At 38.7% G+C, this 20,332-nt stretch carries 5 protein-coding genes; all 5 read left to right on the top strand.

Annotated elements, in window-relative coordinates; all coding sequences use genetic code 11:
* Positions 1-250 precede the first annotated feature (250 nt).
* A complete protein-coding gene (locus tag CZ225_RS20235) occupies positions 251-5,938 on the top strand; it encodes an alpha-2-macroglobulin family protein (RefSeq protein ID WP_077155912.1) in 5,688 nt (1,895 codons plus the stop codon).
* Between the two features lie 499 nt (positions 5,939-6,437).
* Entirely contained in the window at positions 6,438-12,083 is a 5,646-nt protein-coding gene (locus CZ225_RS20230; protein WP_077155236.1) for an alpha-2-macroglobulin family protein, read from the top strand.
* Positions 12,084-12,229: 146 nt separating this feature from the next.
* Entirely contained in the window at positions 12,230-17,890 is a 5,661-nt protein-coding gene (locus CZ225_RS20225; RefSeq protein WP_077155235.1) for an alpha-2-macroglobulin family protein, read from the top strand.
* Positions 17,891-18,137: 247 nt separating this feature from the next.
* Positions 18,138-19,205, top strand: a complete 1,068-nt coding sequence (locus tag CZ225_RS20220) for a DUF1573 domain-containing protein (RefSeq protein ID WP_077155911.1) — start codon at positions 18,138-18,140, stop codon at positions 19,203-19,205.
* Between the two features lie 11 nt (positions 19,206-19,216).
* Positions 19,217-20,311: a methylmalonyl Co-A mutase-associated GTPase MeaB gene (gene meaB, locus CZ225_RS20215; protein ID WP_077155234.1), complete on the top strand. Its 1,095-nt coding sequence runs from the start codon at positions 19,217-19,219 to the stop codon at positions 20,309-20,311.
* Positions 20,312-20,332 lie beyond the last annotated feature (21 nt).

Here is a 20,332-nt window from a genome sequence, read left to right as displayed (position 1 = left end):
TTATAGATTTCTCTTAATCAAAAGAAAGTTTACTCTTAATCAAAAGGAAGTTTATAATAGGGCAAGAATAACTTTTCTCTTAATATGTGACAACCAACAACCTATTAAACATAGTGAAGAATCAAAATAAACTCTAGGAGATTCTCACTTCAATGATTATTTTAACTAAAAAGCTTAATTTTCTGAATTTAATTTCTTTTCTTTGTTAATCTAGAGTAAGACATTTATTAAAACAATGAAAACACAATTTATGAAGCTAAGACAGATTGGCATGGGAATACTGCTATGTCTGATAAGTATCCCATGCGTACAAGCACAGACTTACAAAAAATTGTGGAAACAGGTGGAGCAAGCAGAAGAGAAAAGTTTGCCCGAAACTGTGGTAAAGCTGACGGATGTAATCTATCGGAAGGGAGAGAAAGAAAAGAATTCTCCGCAAATGCTAAAAGCCTATATGTGGCGGATGAAATATCGTGATATAATTGTTCCTGATAGCTTTTATGTTGGTTTGCAAGGTCTGGAGCAGTGGGCTCAACAGACAGATATACCCATGGACCGCGCCATTTTACATTCTTTGATTGCAGGAATCTATGCGGATTATGTAGAAAAAAATCAGAGACAACTTCGTGATCGGGAAGATATTGTTGGAGAAGTTCCGGCAGATATGCGCGAATGGACAGAAAGAATGTTCATAGAAAGCGTCAAATTACATACTCGCAAGTCGATGGAGGATTCGGTATTGTTGCTGAAAACTCCTTCCTACGGTTATACTCCTTTTGTAGAATTAGGTGAGACAAGTGAATATTATCATCATAATATGTATCACCTGTTGGCCTTTCGTAGTATTGATGCTTTAAGTAAAATCATGAGATTTTCTAGAGAGGAAGAAAAGATAAAACTGAATATTCTGAGGCTTTATGAAAACATGTTTTCTGTTTATCAAAGAGAGGATGATAAAGAAGGTTATATATTAACCTACTTAAGTTATTTGAAACGCCAACGTCCCATGAATGAATATGGAATTGATTCTCTGACTATCAATGAGAAGGAGGGACTGGCAGGGTTGGTTCAGCACCCATATCTTGCAAAACTAAATAAACTGATTGAGGATTATAAATCATTCGATGTTTGTGCCGAAATATATGTGACAGAAGTCGAATATTTAATAGAAAAGAATCAATTGGCAATGGCTATGCAACTTTGCGATGAAGCCATTCAGCTGTATCCCAAATATCGTAGAGTGAATGACTTGAAGAATCTTCGTAAATCGATTCTACTTCCTTCTTTGGCAGTGTGGGCATTACAGGCTGCTTTTCCGGGAGGAGAGACAAAAATCAGGGCTTCTCATAAAAATATAGATGGCTTTACTGTCCGGCTTTATCTGGCAGAGAAGTTGATGTCGGAGCAACATTATTCAGTCGTTCGTCCGGAAAATTATCTTTCCCAAGATACTGTTTTTACACTCAAGGTTCCTGAACAAGTGGGTAAGTACAGGATGTGTATTGTTCCTGACAACTCTGAAGTGGAAGACGTTGAGAAAGAATTGATAGTGACAAGGCTTAAGGTATTGACTCGTAGTATATCGGAAAAACAATTGGAGGTTGTGGTACTTGATATAAAGACGGGGCAACCTATTCCCAATGCGTGCATTACGCTTTATGACAAAGATGATAAAACTTTGCAGCAATTCACTACCGGGTTGCAAGGAGAGGTCGTGTTTCCTTGGAAATCAGAATATAAGTATCTGATAGCAACCAAAGACGATGATATGGCTATGCCTAAACAAGAAATTTACAAGGGTAGAGGTTTTGGGAGTAATACAGATAATAAAATAAGAGAAAATATCGTATTACTGACTGATCGTTCCTTATATCGTCCCGGGCAAACTGTATATGTGAAAGGAATTGTTTACAACCAAAAGATGGATTCGGCTCATGTGGTTCCGAATAAAGAATATACAGTATCTTTAAAGGATGCCAATCATCAGGAAGTGGGGAAGAAGATACTGCAAACCAATGAGTTTGGTTCATTTACTACAGAATTTATAATTCCTTCTGTTTGTCGGAATGGTGATTTCAAGTTAGTTACACCGGCAGGAAGCCGAATCATTCGGGTGGAAGAATATAAACGTCCTACATTTGACATTACTTTTGAAAAGCAGCCAAATAGCTATCGATTAGGAGATGAAGTTCAAGTACAAGGAAAAGTACAAACTTATAATGGCGTTTTGTTACGGAATGCTACTGTTTCCTATAGTATAAGTTATTCAACTTATGAGACTTGGACAGTTGTCGATCATAGAAATATAGTTTTCGGTGAAGTGATTACAGACAAGAATGGTAGATTTAGTATTCCGGTACGATTGGACGGGAACAAATATTATGAGAAAGATGAAAAGGTATACTATTGCTATGATATAAAAGTAAAAGTTAGTAATGCAGCCGGTGAGACTCAAACGGCTACCTATACAGTGTCAGCAGGAAGTCGTTCGATGAATCTAGAAGTTGCTTTGGCTGAAAAGAACTGTAAGGATGATTCGGTGAAACTCGTGCTTGAAACACAAAATTTGAATGGACAGTTAATAGAAGTCGAGGGAACCTATCGTTTATATCGCGTAAAGGATCAATTTAAAAATGAATTAGAGCAAACTCCGGTAATAACAGGAACATTCATTTCCAACAGAGAAATGATGGTAGACTGGAAAAACGTTCCTTCTGGGGCCTATAAGTTGAAAATGTCTGTCATAGACAATCGAGGTAAAGAAATGACTGCTGAAGCGAATACGGTTCTTTTCTCTAAAGATGATAAACATCCGCCGATTCAAATTCCGATATGGATTTATGAACATGAAACGAAGTTTGATGAAACACATCCGGCTGTATTCTATGTAGGTTCGTCGAATAGAGATGCTTATGTACTAATGGATGTGTTCGCTAATACGGGATTGCTGGAGAGTAGGAAGTTAAATTTATCTGATTCTATAGTCCGTTTTGAGTATCCTTATCAGTCAAATTATGGCGATGGTATTGTTGTAAATCTTTGTGTGGTGGAGGATGGAAAAGTACATCAAGGAAGTGTAAAACTAGTAAAGCGAAAACCAAATGAAAAGCTGACAATGAAATGGGATGTATTTCGTGATAGGTTGTGTCCCGGACAAAAAGAAGAATGGAAATTAACAGTCAAAACTCCACAGGGTAAAGCTGCTAATGCAGAAATGTTAGCAACTATGTATGATGCTTCGTTAGATAAAATATGGAGTAGGGGAATGAACTTTGGTTTGTATTATGGAAGGAATTTACCAAGTGCTTATTGGGATCACTATGCTTTTCAGGATAATTTGTTTCAGTATATAGGAAAAACTAATTATCTTAAAGTTCCGGCGATAGCTTATGATCATTTTGCAGACCAGTCGTCATCTTATTCTTTGGAGGAACCTTTTGAAGAATGTATGATATATGAGATAAATTATGCACCCTATGAAAAACGGAAGATGATATCTATGACAGGGGCGACATCAACCATAGATATTGCTAAGCTCATGTCGGCACAATCAAAGAATGATAGTAATGTTTCCGTAGAGGAGGCAGGAATGCTACCTGAAACAACAGCAAATATTCGTACCAACCTTTCCGAAACCGCATTTTTCTATCCACAGCTTCGTACCAACGAACGGGGAGAAGTTTCTTTCTCATTCACAATGCCTGAAAGCTTGACGCGTTGGAATTTCCGGGGTTATTCTCATACCAAAGAGATGATACTGGGCACATTGGATAGTGTGGCTACAACGAGTAAAGAGTTTATGCTGATTCCGAATCTCCCGCGTTTTGTACGTGTGGGAGACAGGACTTCCATTGCTGCTTCTATCTCTAATATGACGGGTAAGGTTCAATCGGGAACAGTAAGCATGATTCTTTTTGATCCGATGACGGATAAGGTAATATATACGCAGAAGCAGAAGTTTACTATAGAAGCAGGAAAGATAGTCGGTGTGAACTTCTTATTTAATGTAAGTGATAAGTACGAAGTCTTAGGGTGTCGAATGATAGCTGATAGTGGAACCTTTAGTGATGGCGAACAACAATTACTTCCGGTATTAAGCAATAAAGAACATTTGGTTGAGGCTCTTCCAATGCCTATTCGTGGAGAAGAAACACGTACTTTCTCACTTGATAGTCTGTTTAATCATCATTGTGCCTCAGCTACTGATCGTAGACTAACGATTGAATTTACAGGTAATCCGTCTTGGTATGCTGTTCAAGCATTACCTTCACTGGCACTTCCTACAGATGATAACGCTATTTCCTGGGCTACTGCTTACTACTCGAATACATTGGCTGCCTATATTGTGAATAGTCAGCCACGTATAAAGGCTATATTCGATAGTTGGAAACTGCAAGGTGGAACTAAAGAAACCTTCCTGAGTAACTTGCAAAAGAATCAGGAGGTAAAAAACATTCTTCTCTCTGAATCTCCCTGGATGTTCGAAGCTCAAACGGAAGAGCAACAGAAAGAACGGATAGCTACTTTGTTTGATTTGAATAATATTCGTAGTAATAATAGTGTAGCTTTGTCGAGATTAAAGGGTTTGCAAAAATATGGCTATTGGTCGTGGTATAAGGGTATGGAAGGTAGTCGTTATATCTCTACTTATATAATAAAATTAAATTCTCGTCTGGCTATGCTGACTGGTGAGAAACTGCCTGATACTGCATTGCAAATGCAACAAAGAGCTTTCCACTATCTCCATCAATCTGTTCTGGAAGAATATAAAAGCCTTCTTAAGAATTGGAAAAACGGAGTGAAGTATACAGGTCTTTCAAGAGATATTCTGGATTATCTGTATCTGATCGCTATCTCAGGAGAGGAAGTTCCAGTTGCCAATAGAGCAGCGTATGCTCATTATTTGTCACGAGTAGGTGAACTGCTTTCATCTTCTTCGATGGATACTAAAGCTATTGCCGCAATCATATTGATTAAGGAAGGAAGAATGAAGGAAGCGCAGGAGTTTATTGCTTCACTGAAAGAACATCTCACAAGAACGGATGAACAGGGTATGTTCTTTGCTTTCAATGAAAGTTCGTATGCTTGGAGTAGTGTGAAAGTTCAGGCACATGTTGATGTAATGGAAGCCTTGTCATTGGCTGGTGGTAACGATGCAATTGTGGAAGAAATGAAACTCTGGCTGTTGAAACAGAAACAAATTCGGCAATGGGATTCTTCAATAGCAAGTGCTGACGCTGTTTATGCTTTGCTGATGAAGGGGACTAATTTACTCGATAATCAGGGAGATACGCGGATTACAATAGCTAATAAAGTTTTGGAAACAAATTTTCCCAATAAGACCACTGTTCCAGGACTAGGATATATCAAGCATTCGTTTACTCAAAAGAATGTAGTTGATGCTCGTAACATTAAGGTGGAAAAGAAAAACGCAGGTATAGCCTGGGGAGCTGTTTACGCCGAATATGAATCACCTATTCGTGATGTAAAACAACAAGGTGGAGAATTAAATGTACGTAAACAGCTGTATGTAGAGCGTATCGTAAATGATACGACTCAGTTACAGCTAATCACTAAGAATACGATTCTTCAAGTGGGTGACAGAGTCGTTTCTCGTTTGAGTATTCATGTTAGTCGTTCGATGGATTTTATTCAGTTGAAAGATCAGCGTGGTGCATGTTTTGAACCGATTGACAATATTTCCTGCTATAATTGGAGTAATGGATTTGGTTATTATATTGATATCAAAGACGCTTCCACCAACTTCTTCTTCGATCATTTAGTAAAAGGAGTTTATGTACTCGAGCATAGTTATCGTGTGAGTCGTGAAGGTATATATGAAACGGGTTTAGCTATCATACAGTGTGCTTATGCACCGGAATATGTATCTCGTTCTGCTTCGACAATAGTGGAAGTATCTTCCTCTTTGACAAAGTAAGGCGTAATGAAATACTGCAAATTCTATTCAAACTGTATGATTTTAACATTTGGAATTGCTGTTTTTAATAATAGGGCGACTGAAATACATCGTAACTTCTTTAGTTTGGATGAACCATAACGGCAAATATAAACGCATTATTTTACTGCTGACTTGAGAACTTTCGTTTATAGAAGGGAGCTTAGCAAAATAAAAAATAAAAAAAGTAGAAACTGTTTATGGAATTAGTGTGAATTCTGCATCTATATAATAACACTAATAGAAAAGTGATATTAATAAAATAGATATAGAAGCCATGAAAATAAGATCATCCAAAGCAATTATAGATTTACAGTCTATGTTAATTGCCTTTTTGAGGAAATGCGAATCTCATAATGATGGACAGAATTATGAGATTCAGGGAGGATAACACACTATTTATGATTTAGACTGAAAAGTATAAGTCTTTGAATATAATTATTTGTAGTAAAGTGATTATTGGATTAAAAATGAAGAAGTTATGAATATAAAACAGATGGGTGTAATCATGCTGTTATGTCTGGCAAGTATTCTGGGTATACAAGCGCAATCTTTCAATAAATTATGGAAACAGGTGGATCAAGCCGAAAAGAACAGTTTGCCTGAAACTGTGGTAAAGCTAACAGACGAGATCTACCGGAAAGGAGTGAAGGAAAAGAACTCTCCCCAAATGCTGAAAGCTTATATGTGGCGGATGAAGTATCGCGAAACAATAACTCCAGATAGTTTTTATGTAAACCTGAAGGGATTGGAACAATGGGTGAAACAAACAGAGGTAGCTATAGACCGTGCCATCTTACATTCATTGCTTGCCGAAATTTATGCAAACTATGCAGTTAAAAACAGTTGGGCACTTTGGAAACGCAGTGAAATTCTAGAGGAAGTTCCTGATGATATTCAGGAATGGACAGAAAATATATTTGTAGATAAAGTTCGGATGCATGCCTGTGAAGCGGTGGCTGATTCTGTATTATTACTAAAAACATCTTCCCGTACGTATCTTCCTTTTGTAGAATTGGGCGAAACGAGTGAGTATTATCATCATGATATGTATCATTTACTGGTTTCCCGTAGTATTGAAGCCTTAAGGAAAATGAATGATTCCAATTTCGATCGAAGTAGAAATGTAAAGCCGGATATTGCTGAACTTTATAATAATATGCTTTCTACTTATCAAAGGAAAGATGATAAGGAAGGTTATGTATTAGCTTCTTTAAATTGTTTAAAGTGGCAGGATGAAATAAAGTCTGACAAGGATTCGTTGATCAGTCTCCCTCAGAATTTTTATGTAACAGAGTTGGATAAACTGTTGGAAAAATATAAATCTTTGGAAATATGTGCAGAAGTGTATCGGGCAAAAGCTGAGCATGCTCTTTCGAATGGGCAACGAGTTGCAGCCTTACAAATTTGTGATGATGCTATTCGCCTGTATCCCGATTATTTTAGAATCAATGTTTTAAAGAATATTCGGAGAAATATTCTAACCCCCACATTAACAGTGGACATTGGTCGTTCTGCATTTCCTAGTGAAAAGATGGAGATAAGAGTAAATCACAATAATTTGGATGGATTTACTATTCAACTTTATCAGTCAAAGAATTTGGTGTCGGAACAACACTGTTCATTGATCCGTTCAAAAGAATATGAGTCGAAAGATACTGTTCTTACCTATAATGCTCCGGAAAAAGTAGGGGCATATATCATGCGAATCGTTCCTAATGATTCTATAGAAAAAATCAGAGAAAAGGAGTTTGCTGTAACTCGTTTCAAAGTGCTGACTTGTCCTTTGCCGCAACACCAATTAGGAGTTCTGACCTTGGATGCTCAAACAGGACATCCTATTTCGAATGCACGAGTTGCATTTTTTTCAAGTAATAATCAGGTACAGACTTTCAACACTGGGGAAGATGGAAAACTTGTAATCCCTTGGAGGTCTGCCTATAGGGAACTGATAGCTGTGAAAGGTGATGATAAAGCTATGCCGAGGCAGTTTATTCCCGCAGGAGGAATCGGTCGTTTTACTGATGAAGAAGCAAAAGAAAATGTGATTCTACTAACAGACAGAGCTTTGTATCGTCCCGGACAAACGGTATATGTGAAAGGAATAGCTTATAAACAGGTGTTGGATTCGGCTCATGTGATTCCGAATAAAGAATATACAATTACTTTAACCGGTGCAAATGCTCAGGAAGTGGGGAAGAAAACACTACGTACCAATGAGTTTGGCTCGTTTACTACCTCTTTTACACTACCTTCTGTTTGTTTGAATGGCAGGTTCATACTAAAAGTGCCTAATGGAAATGTAGATATTCAGGTAGAGGATTATAAACGTCCTACATTTGATATTACTTTTGAAAAACAACAAGGAAGTTATCAATTGGGAGATGAGGTGTTGGTGAAAGGAAAGGTACAAGCTTTTAGCGGTATTCTGTTGCAGGATCTTCCTGTTAAATATAAAGTAACGCGGTTGGATTATAATCTTTGGCGTTTTACGGACATTGTACCGATAGCTTCCGGTGAAGTAGTAGCAAATGATAAGGGAGAATTTACTATACCGGTACGTTTGGAAGAGAATAAACGTTATGAAAATGATGATAAAAGATATTATCACTATAAAATAGAGACTACTGTTACAAATACTGCGGGTGAAACACAAATGTCTACTCATATTATAGCTGCCGGAAATCGTTCACTGAACTTACAGGCAGTATGTGAAGATCGAATCTGTAAGGACGATTCTGTGGAGGTAATGTTCAGGGTACAAAATCTGAATATGCAGCCAATAGAGATGGAAGGTACCTATCGTTTGTTCCGAACTAAAGATAAATTAATGAAAGAGTTGGATGAAGTGCCGGCTGTTACTGGAACATTTATTTCCAATCGAGCCATGAAATTTGATTGGAGAAATCTCCCTTCGGGATCGTATGTGTTGAAAATGTCGGGTAAAGATAGTCAAGATAAAGAAGTAACCGCAGATACAGGTGTTATTCTCTTTTCTACGGATGATAGACGGCCGCCTATTGAGACTTCTTCTTGGTTCTACAAGAGCAATGTTGAGTTTGATACAATGCATCCGGCAGTATTCTATTTCGGTACATCGGAAAAAAATGCTCATGTTATGGTGAATGTATTCAACCAAACAGAGTCATTAGAGAGCCGAATTCTGAATTTGTCCGATTCGATTGCTCGTTTCGAATATCCTTATCAAAAGAGTTATGGAGAGGGTATTACTGTAAATATCTGTATGGTAAAGGATGGGAAAATATATCAGGAACAAGTGCGGCTGGAGAAGCGGATACCTCAGAAGAAGTTGTCAATGAAATGGGACGTATTTCGTGATAAATTGTGTCCCGGTCAGAAAGAAGAGTGGAAATTGACGATTAAGACTCCGCAAGGACAACCTGCTGATGCTGAGATGTTGGCAACCATGTACGACGCCTCTTTGGATAAGATATGGAGCAATCAACCTATGTATATTTTGCCTTATATGCGGAGGATTCCATCTATCAACTGGAGAGGAGGGGAAATTCTGAATAACAGATTTAATTATTGGTCTAATCGTTTTTTCACGACTCCTAAGTTGAAATATGATTATTTTATGGTCCAACCATCTGCTCCTGTGGAGGAATTATTTGAAGGAGCCTCGACAGAATTTAAAATTAGAGGAACTGCAGCACGGAAGAAAATAACTGTAACCGGGGCGGTAACAAGTGTAAATGTTGCTCAACTCAAATCATTAGCTTTAAGTGATGCCCTTGACGTTTCCCCGGGAATGATAGAAACATATATTGAACCCACGACCGGTGTTCGTACCAACCTTTCCGAAACAGCATTCTTCTATCCACAGCTTCGTACTAACGAACGGGGAGAAGTTTCTTTCTCATTCACAATGCCCGAAAGCTTGACGCGTTGGAATTTCCGGGGTTATTCTCATACTAAGAATATGATGTTGGGTACACTGGATGGAGAAGCTACTACGAGCAAAGAGTTTATGCTGATTCCTAATCTTCCTCGTTTTGTACGTGTGGGAGACAAGACTTCCATCGCTGCTTCTCTCTCTAACATGACAGGTAAGAAGCAATCGGGAACTGTAAGTATGATTCTTTTTGATCCGGTGACAGATAAAGTGATAAATACTCAGAAACAGGACTTTGCTATAGAGGCAGGAAAGACAATTGGTGTAAATTTCTTGTTTACTGTAAGTGATGAGTATGAAGTAATAGGTTGTCGTATAGTGGCCGATAGCGGAACATTCAGCGATGGCGAACAACAGTTGCTTCCGATATTAACCGACAGAGAACATTTGGTTGAGACTCTTCCAATGCCCGTTCGTGGTGAAGAAACACGTACTTTCTCACTGGATAGTTTATTTAACCATCAAAGTGAAACAGTTACCGATCGAAGATTGACGATTGAATTTACCGGTAATCCGTCTTGGTATGCAGTTCAAGCATTACCGTCACTGGCACTTCCAACGGATGATAATGCTATTTCTTGGTCTATTGCATACTATGCGAATACATTGGCTGCATACATCATGAAGAACCAGCCTCGCATAAAAGCAGTATTTGATAGTTGGAAACAGCAGAGAGGGACCAAAGAAACCTTCTTAAGTAACTTGCAAAAGAATCAGGAAGTGAAAAACATTCTTCTTTCTGAATCTCCCTGGGTACTCGAAGCTCAGACAGAAGAACAACAAAAAGAGCGGATAGCGACTTTGTTCGATTTAAATAATATTCTTAGTAATAACTCTGCTGCTTTGACAAGGTTACAGAAATTGCAAGACTCCAATGGTGCTTGGCCATGGTATAAGGGAATGAGTGCTAGTCGTTTCGTTACTACCTTTATATTAGGATTGAATGCTCGTTTAGCTATGTTGACTGGCGAGAAACCTGCCGGTATTGCTTTGAAAATGCAACGGACTGCTTTCAATTATCTCCATCAGTCTATTTTGGAAGAGTATAAGCAACATCTCAAGGCTCAAAAAGAGGAAATGAAATCTACAGGTGTTTCAGGAAGTATCTTAGACTATTTGTATTTGATTGCTATTACGGGAGAAGAAGTTCCTGCTGACAATAAGGCCGCTTATGATTATTATATGTCTAAGGTCGGTGAAATGCTTTCATCTTCTTCTATGGATGCTAAGGCTATTGCTGCCATCATATTGACCAAAGCCGCCCGAGCGGAAGAAGCTCAAAAATTTATAGCTTCTCTAAAAGAACATCTGACCAAGACAGATGAACAGGGAATGTTCTTTGCTTTCCATGAGAATCCTTACACTTGGGGTAGCATGAAATTGCAGGCACATATCGATGTGATGGAAGCATTGGAACTTGTTGGTGGTAACGATGCAATCGTGGAAGAGATGAAATTCTGGCTGTTGAAACAAAAACAAACCCAGCAATGGAATTCTCCTTTAGCCAGTGCCGATGCTATTTATGCTTTATTGATGAGAGGAAGTAATCTTCTCGATAATCAAGGAGATGTACGAGTTACAATAGCTAACGAAACTTTGGAAACAACCTCTCCGAGTAAAACGACTGTTCCCGGATTGGGATATATGAAACGTTCGTTTACTCAGAAGGATGTAGTTGATGCTCGTTCCATTAAAGTAGAAAAGAAAAATCCGGGTATAGCTTGGGGAGCCGTTTATGCTGAATATGAATCACCGGTTCGTGATGTAAAACAGCAGGGGGGAGCATTGAATGTACAGAAACTATTGTATGTGGAACGTATGGTCAATAATGTAGCTCAGTTACAGCCTATCACTGAGGAGACAGTTCTTAGGGTAGGCGATAAGGTTGTTTCGCGTCTGAGTATTCGTATAGACCGTCCGATAGATTTTGTACAGTTGAAAGATCAGCGTGGTGCTTGCTTCGAACCGATTGCTAATATTTCCGGCTATCGTTGGAATAGTGGGTTTGGTTATTATGTCGATGTTAAAGATGCTTCTACCAACTTCTTCTTCGATCATCTGGGTAAAGGAACCTATATGTTGGAGTATCGTTATTATGTCTCTCGTGAAGGAACCTATGAAACAGGTTTGGCTACTATGCAGTGTGCATATGCACCGGAATATGCATCACATTCCGCTTCGACAACAGTGAAAGTAGCTTCGAGTAAATAGTAACCTGATAAAAGTTAGGACTTATTATATCCGGAGAGGATAATATTTAATCAATCTTTTAGACTGAATAGTATTGCCATTTTGATATTTTTTGTTTTATTTGTAATATATGAGAAAGTGATTGTTGAACTTAAATAGAAGAAGTGATGAACATAAAGTTGGTTGGAGTATTCATGCTGTTGTGTCTGGTAAGTATTCCGGGGATGCAAGCACAATCTTTTGACGAATTGTGGAAACAAGTAGAGCAAGCGGAAAAGAACAACTTGCCCCGAACCTTGGTAGACCTAACGGATAAAATCTACCGGAAAGCAGAGAAGAAAAAGGACTCTCCTCAAATGCTGAAAGCTTATATGTGGCGGATGAAATATCGTGAAACGATTGCTCCCGATAGTTTTTATATTAATCTGCAAGGGTTGGAGCAATGGGTGCAACAAACAAAAGTGTCTATGGACCGTGCTATTTTACATTCGTTGATTGCCGGAATTTATGCGGACTATGCTCAGCAAAATAGATGGGCACTTCGGCGTCAGAAGGAAATAGCAGGTAAAATCCCTGGTGATATAAAAGAATGGACTGGCAATATGTTTATAGAGAAGATTGGGATGCACGCCCGCGAAGCTGTGAAAGATTCCGTGCTGTTACTGAAAACTTCTTCTCGTACCTATATACCGTTTGTCGAATTGGGCGAAGCAAGTGAGTATTACCATCATGATATGTATCATCTGCTGGCTTCCCGTAGCATTGAAGCTTTAACGGAAATAGATGAATTGGAGTTGAGCCAGAGTAAAGATGTGAAGCAGGAAATTGCTACACTTTATAAAAATATGATTTCCGCTTATCGGAAGAAAGAAGATAAGGAAGGAATTCTATTGGCTTCTTTAGATTACCTCAGATGGCTGAATATTACGAGATATGTTGAAAAACCGTCACCTGTAAAAGGGAAACAAGCAGGGATTGGCTTACCCAAGAACTTCTATATAGCTGGCTTGAATGAATTGATTGCTAACTATAAATCTTTGGAAGTATGTGCTGAAGTGTACCGGGCAAAAGCATATTATGCTTTTGGGAGAGAACAGTGGGTGACAGCATTGCAACTATGTGATGAGGCCATTCGTCTATATCCCGACTATTACAGGATTAATATCTTGAAGAATATTCGGAAGAATATTTTATGTACTTCTTTATCAGTAGATATATCTTCTACTGCATATCCGGGCGAGAAGATTGATTTTAAAGCAAATCACAAAAATCTGGACGGATTTACTATTCAACTTTATCAGTCAAAGAACCTGATATCGGAGCAACATTATTCATTGACTCGTTCGGAAGAATATCAATTGCAAGATACTGTTTTTACATTCAATGCCCCGCAAGAGCTAGGAGCATATGTCATGCGTGTCGTACCTGATAATCCAACTGAAAAGGAGGTTATCGAGAAAGAATTTGCTGTGACTCGTATTAAGGTACTGACTTGTCCTTTGCCACAGGACCAATTAGCCATTTTCACATTAGATGCGCAAACAGGACATCCTATTCCGAATACACGGGTTACCTTCTATGAAGACAATGGATTCAAACAGTTTACCGACACAGGAGAAGATGGAAGAATTGACATTCACCGGTTTAGTTACCAATATTTGGTGGCTACGAAAGATGACGATACGGCTATGTTGAAACAATTCTATAATAGAGGAGGAGTCGGACGTTTTGATGATAATAGGGTGTTAGAGAGAGTAATATTACTGACGGACAAAGCCTTATATCGCCCCGGACAAACTGTATATGTGAAAGGAATAGCCTATAAGATGGAGAAAGATTCGACTTATGTGATTCCGGATGAAGAATATACACTTGCTTTGATGGATGCAAATAAGCAGGAAGTAGGAAATAAAACGTTGCGTACCAATGATTTCGGTTCATTTACAACAGACTTTACTTTACCTTCTATTTGCCTCAATGGTAAGTTCAAGCTGGAAACTCCGTATGGAGCATGCAGTATCCTGGTGGAAGATTATAAACGCCCTACTTTTGATATTACTTTTGAAAAACAACAGGGGAGTTATCAATTGGGAGACGAAGTACAGGTAAAAGGCAAAGTGCAATCTTATAACGGTGTGCTGTTGCAGAATCTTTCTGCTAAATATACGATAAAACGTTTAACTTATAGATATAGGCATAATATGGAGGAAGTTCATATTTCTTCCGGTGAGGTAACGGTAGATGGTAAAGGGGAATTTTCAATACCGGTATATCTGGAAGAGGATCCACGTTATATGAATGATGATAAGATATACTATCACTATCAAATACAGGCTACTGTTACAAATGCTGCGGGTGAAACACAAACGTCTGGCGATGTTGTCACTGCCGGTAAACATTCACTGAATTTACAAGTGGTTTGTGAAAGGAAGATAAATAAGGAAGATTCTGCATCGGTAATGTTCAAAGTACAGAATCTGAATATGCAACCGATGGAGATGGAAGGTACTTATCGTTTGTTCCGTGCCAAAGATAAACAGATGAAAGAACTGGAAGAAGTGCCAACTGTTACCGGTACATTTATTGCTAATAAAGACATGAAGTTTGATTGGAAAAATATACCTTCGGGTGTGTATATGCTAAAGATGTCGGTTAAAGATAATCAAGATAAAGAAGTGGAAGCTCTTACCGATGTTGCTCTCTTTTCTATCAACGAGACACGTCCGCCTGTTGAAACTCCGGTCTGGTTCTATAAAGATAATCTTCAGTTTGATGCAACACATCCGGCCGTATTCTATTACGGTACTTCAGAGAAAGATGCGTATGTAATGGTGAATGTATTCAATCAGACAGAGTTGGTAGAGAGTAAAGTCTTGATCTTATCCGATTCGATTGTCCGTTTTGAATATCCTTATCGGGAAACTTATGGAGATGGCATAACTGTTAATCTCTGTATGGCAAAGAATGGTAAGTGGTATCAGGATGAATTACGTCTGGAAAAACGAGTTCCTGAAGATAAGTTGTCAATGAAATGGGAGGTATTTCGTAATAAGTTGTATCCCGGTCAGAAAGAAGAATGGAAATTGACGATTAAGGCCCCGCAAGGGCAGGCTGCCGATGCGGAAATGTTAGCAATGATGTACGACGCATCATTGGATAAGTTATATCTTGACCCACCTATGTATTTTTTGCCCCAAAGACGGAGAATGCTTCCAATCATTCGTTGGACTACTAATGGAATCCTGAGATACGAGTTTAATTATTGGAATATTGACTATCTGAAGACCCCTTCATTGGAGTATGATAGGTTTGCAAAGCAATCATCACCAGATAATGATATAAAATTGGAAGAGGGTTTTACAACAAATGAAAAGGTCATAGGAATTGCCGGAAAAAAGATAAGCACTGAAAATCTGTTCAAACAACTTAACGCGCGGACACCAGCGAATTCGAATACCCTTACTGGTAATGTAATATTGCCGGAGAAACCATATCTTGCAGTAGCTGCCGGTGTCCGAACCAATCTTCTCGAAACAGCGTTCTTCTATCCGCAACTTCGTACCAACAAACAAGGAGAAGTCTCTTTCTCTTTCACTGTGCCCGAAAACCTGACACGTTGGAACTTTCGTGGGTATTCACATACGAAAAACATGATGCTGGGTACGTTGGACGGTGAAGCTACCACAAGCAAGGAGTTTATGTTAACTCCGAATCTTCCTCGTTTTGTACGTGTGGGAGACAAGACTTCTATTGCTGCTTCCATTTCCAATATGACAGGCAAAATACAATCGGGAACTGCATGTATGATTCTTTTTGATCCGATGACGGATAAAGTGATCAGTACACAAAAACAGGACTTTGCTGTAGAAGCTGGTAAAACAATCGGTGTGAACTTCCTGTTTACTGTCACTGATGAATATGAGATTTTAGGTTGCCGCTTGGTAGCCGATAGCGAAATATTTAGCGACGGTGAACAGCACTTACTTGCGGTATTAAGTAATAAAGAACATCTGATTGAAACTCTTCCGATGCCAATTCGTGGAGAAGAGACACGCACTTTCTCACTTGATACTCTGTTTAATCGTCACAGCACAACAGCTACTAGTCGTAAACTAACCGTTGAGTTTGCCGGCAATCCATCTTGGTATGCTGTCCAGGCATTGCCTTCACTGGCACTTCCAACCAATGCTGATGCATTTTCTTGGGCTACTGCTTATTATGCAAATACATTGGCCACTTACATCATAAACAATCAGCCCCGTATAAAGAGTGTATTTGACAGTTGGAAACTGCAAGGTGGAACGAAGGATACTTTTGTAAGTAACCTGCAAAAGAATCAGGAGATTAAGAATATTATTCTTTCCGAATCGCCTTGGGTACTCGAATCTCAAACGGAAACACAGCAGAAAGAACGGATTATGACTTTATTCGATTTGAATACTATACATAATAAAAATTCTTCTGCTCTGATGATGTTAAAAGGCTTACAGAATTCTGACGGTGGCTGGTCATGGTATATGGGAATGGACAGCAGCCCCTACGTTACTGCCTTTATTGTAGGAATGAATGCCCGATTGATTATGCTGACCCATGAAACACCGACCGATGAGGTTTCGGCGATGCAGGAAGCTGCTTTTAACTATCTCCATAGATCCGCTTTGAAGGAATACAGAGAGACTCTTGAAGTCCGGAAAAAGGGAAAGAAATCTACTGGTATTTCAGGAAGTATTTTAAACTATTTATATCTGATTGCTATATCAGGAGAGAAAGTTCCTGCTGCCAACCAAGAGGCTTATACTTATTACTTGTCCAAAGTCAGCGAACTGCTTTCCTCTTCTTCTGAGGATGCGAAAGCTTTTGCCGCCATTGTATTGGCTAAAGCCGGAAAGATAAAAGAAGCGCAAAAGTTTATTGCTTCTCTGAAAGAACATCTGACGAAGACAGACGAACTAGGTATGTTCTTTGACTTTAACAACAATCCATATACTTGGAGCGGCATGAAACTTCGTACACATGTAACAGTAATGGAAGCGTTAAGTTTGGTTGGTGGTAATGATGCAATCGTGGAAGACATGAAACTTTGGTTGTTGAAACAAAAACAAACCCAACAGTGGCACTCTCCTTTAGCCAGTGTGGACGCCATTTATGCTTTGTTGATGAAAGGTACAAATCTTCTCGATCATCAAGAGAATGTACGAATCTCAATAGCTGATGAAACATTACAAACTACCTCTCCAGACAAGACTACTATTCCGGAATTAGGGTATATCAAACGTACATTTACTCAGCAGAATATACTTGATTCACGTACTATTGAAGTGCAGAAGAAAGATCCGGGAATAGCTTGGGGAGCAGTTTATGCTGAATATGATTCCCCGATTCGTGACGTGAAACAACAAGGCAAAGAACTAAAAGTAAAGAAACAGTTGTATGTGGAACGTATGGCGGCAACTAATACGGTTCAATTGGAACCTATCACTGAAAAGACAGTTCTTCGGGTAGGCGACAAGGTTGTTTCGCGTCTGAGTATTCGTGTAGACCGCCCGATGGATTTTGTACAGTTGAAAGATCAACGTGGTGTCTGCTTCGAACCTATTGGTAATCTCTCCGGCTATCATTGGAATAACGGACTTGGTTACTATATCGATATCAAAGATGCTTCCACCAACTTTTTCTTTGATCGTTTAGTAAAAGGAAGTTATACTTTGGAATACAGTTACCGTGTGAGTCGTGAAGGAACGTATGAAACAGGATTGGCTACTTTGCAATGTGCGTATGCACCGGAGTATGCTTCACATTCTGTTTCGATGCAGGTGACTGTGGAATAAAATTATCCTAAAGAACAACAAACGATTTGAGATAATTCTTTTTGAAAGATGAAGCATAAATAAACACAGATATCTGCAAAAAACTTTGCAGATATCTGTGTTTATTTATGTTTTATGGGAAAACAAGAATAGAATGTGCCTATTATCTCCTTTGAAAGGGACAAATGATCTCGTTAATATTCCTTTCAATCCGTTCATTATCTCATCTAAAACCCCTACATTTGTGCATCAAAATAAAAAGTATTATATGAAACGTCGTTTACTATCTATATTTTCTCTGTTTACTATTGCATTGGCGGCTATCGCCCAACCCCGTATCTCTTCTAATAAAGAGATTCATAACTTTGGACAGATTGAATGGAAGAGTCCGGTAACAGTAGAATATATCATCACTAATACAGGCAATGAGCCTTTGGTATTGACTAATGTCACTACCTCTTGCGCTTGTTCGGTTGCCGATTGGACAAAAGAACCCATTGCACCCGGAGCAAAAGGAACAGTAAAAGCTTCTTTTGATGCAAAGGCATTGGGACATTTTGAAAAGTCGGTAGGAATTTATAGTAATGCCGAACCTCATCTGGTCTATTTGAAATTTGCAGGTGAAGTAGTAAAAGAAGTAAAAGACTTTACTAAGACTCATCCTTTTAAGATCGGGGATATTCGCATTGATAAAGATGAAATAGCTTTCTCAGATTTATATCGTGGAGAAAAACCGACACTCACCATAGGAGTTGTTAATTTATCGGATCGTCCTTATGAGCCGATATTAATGCACTTACCACCTTATCTGAAAATGGAGAAGGAACCTAACGTCTTATTGAAGGGTAAGAAAGGTGTAATTAAATTAACACTGGATACAGAGCTTCTGCAAGACTTTGGGCTCACACAATCTTCTGTATATCTTTCTCGTTTTGCGGGTGATAAAGTCAGTGAAGACAATGAAATTCCTGTTTCAGCAGTTTTACTCCCTAACTTTTCTAATATGACTGCTCAGGATTCATTAAATGCTCCTGTTATTCATCTTTCTGAGACGAACATTGATCTCAGTGAAGCGTTATTAAAAAAGAAGAAGGTAAGTCGCAATATTGTAATCACTAATACCGGAAAAACTCCGTTAGTCATCAGCAAATTGCAAGTATTCAATTCTTCTGTAGGAGTAAGCCTGAAAAAGACGGTTATTCAACCGGGGGCGACAACCAAGTTGAAAGTAACCATTCATAAACGGGATGTGGGTAATAAGAAGCATCATTTGCGTATCCTGATGATAACAAATGATCCATTACGCCCGAAAGTTGAAATAAATATCAAACGTTAATAATCACTGCTATGGAACATCCGGAAAATAGTGAAGAATATAAAGGATTGGTTGTCAATAAAGGTATCGAGCAACCTTCATCTGTGAATCCCTATTTGAAACGTAAACCGAAAAAACGCCAGCTTTCGGTAGCAGAGTTTGTAGAAGGAATCGTAAAAGGCGATGTCACTATTCTGAGTCAGGCTGTGACATTGGTAGAAAGTGTGAAGCCTGAACATCAGGCGGTTGCACAGGAAGTAATTGAAAAGTGTTTACCTTATTCTGGAAATTCTATTCGTATAGGTATCAGTGGAGTTCCTGGAGCAGGTAAAAGTACTTCGATTGATGTATTCGGACTACATGTATTAGAAAAAGGAGGAAAGCTAGCTGTTTTGGCTATCGACCCGAGTAGTGAGCGTAGTAAAGGTAGTATTCTGGGAGATAAGACTCGTATGGAACAACTTTCTGTGCATCCTAAATCTTTTATTCGTCCTAGTCCGTCGGCTGGTTCTTTGGGAGGAGTTGCACGTAAAACTCGTGAGACGATTATTCTTTGCGAAGCTGCCGGATTTGATAAGATTTTCGTAGAAACAGTTGGAGTGGGACAAAGTGAAACAGCTGTTCACTCAATGGTGGATTTCTTTTTGTTGATCCAGTTGGCTGGTACAGGAGATGAACTACAAGGTATCAAACGCGGTATAATGGAGATGGCGGATGGTATTGTCATTAATAAGGCGGATGGTGATAACCTTGAAAGGGCAAAATTGGCTGCCACTCAATTCCGTAATGCCTTACATCTTTTCCCTGCTCCTGATTCCGGATGGACTCCACAAGTAATGACTTATTCTGGATTCTATAATATAGGTATAAAGGAAATCTGGGACATGATTGATCAATACATCGCCTTTGTAAAAGACAATGGTTATTTTGAATATCGCCGTAATGAACAGAGCAAGTATTGGATGTATGAAAGCATCAATGAACAACTACGTGACAGTTTCTATCATAATTCGAAGATTGAAACGATGCTTCAGGAAAGAGAACAACAAGTGCTAGGCGGTAGTTTGACTTCATTTGTAGCAGCTAAAAGTTTGTTGGATACATATTTCGCAGAATTGAAGAAATAAAAAGCGATCGAGATATTTTCA

This window comes from Bacteroides bouchesdurhonensis, from assembly GCF_900155865.1.
In the GTDB taxonomy this organism is placed as follows: domain Bacteria; phylum Bacteroidota; class Bacteroidia; order Bacteroidales; family Bacteroidaceae; genus Bacteroides; species Bacteroides bouchesdurhonensis.
This window is presented reverse-complemented; position numbering and strand designations above follow the sequence as displayed.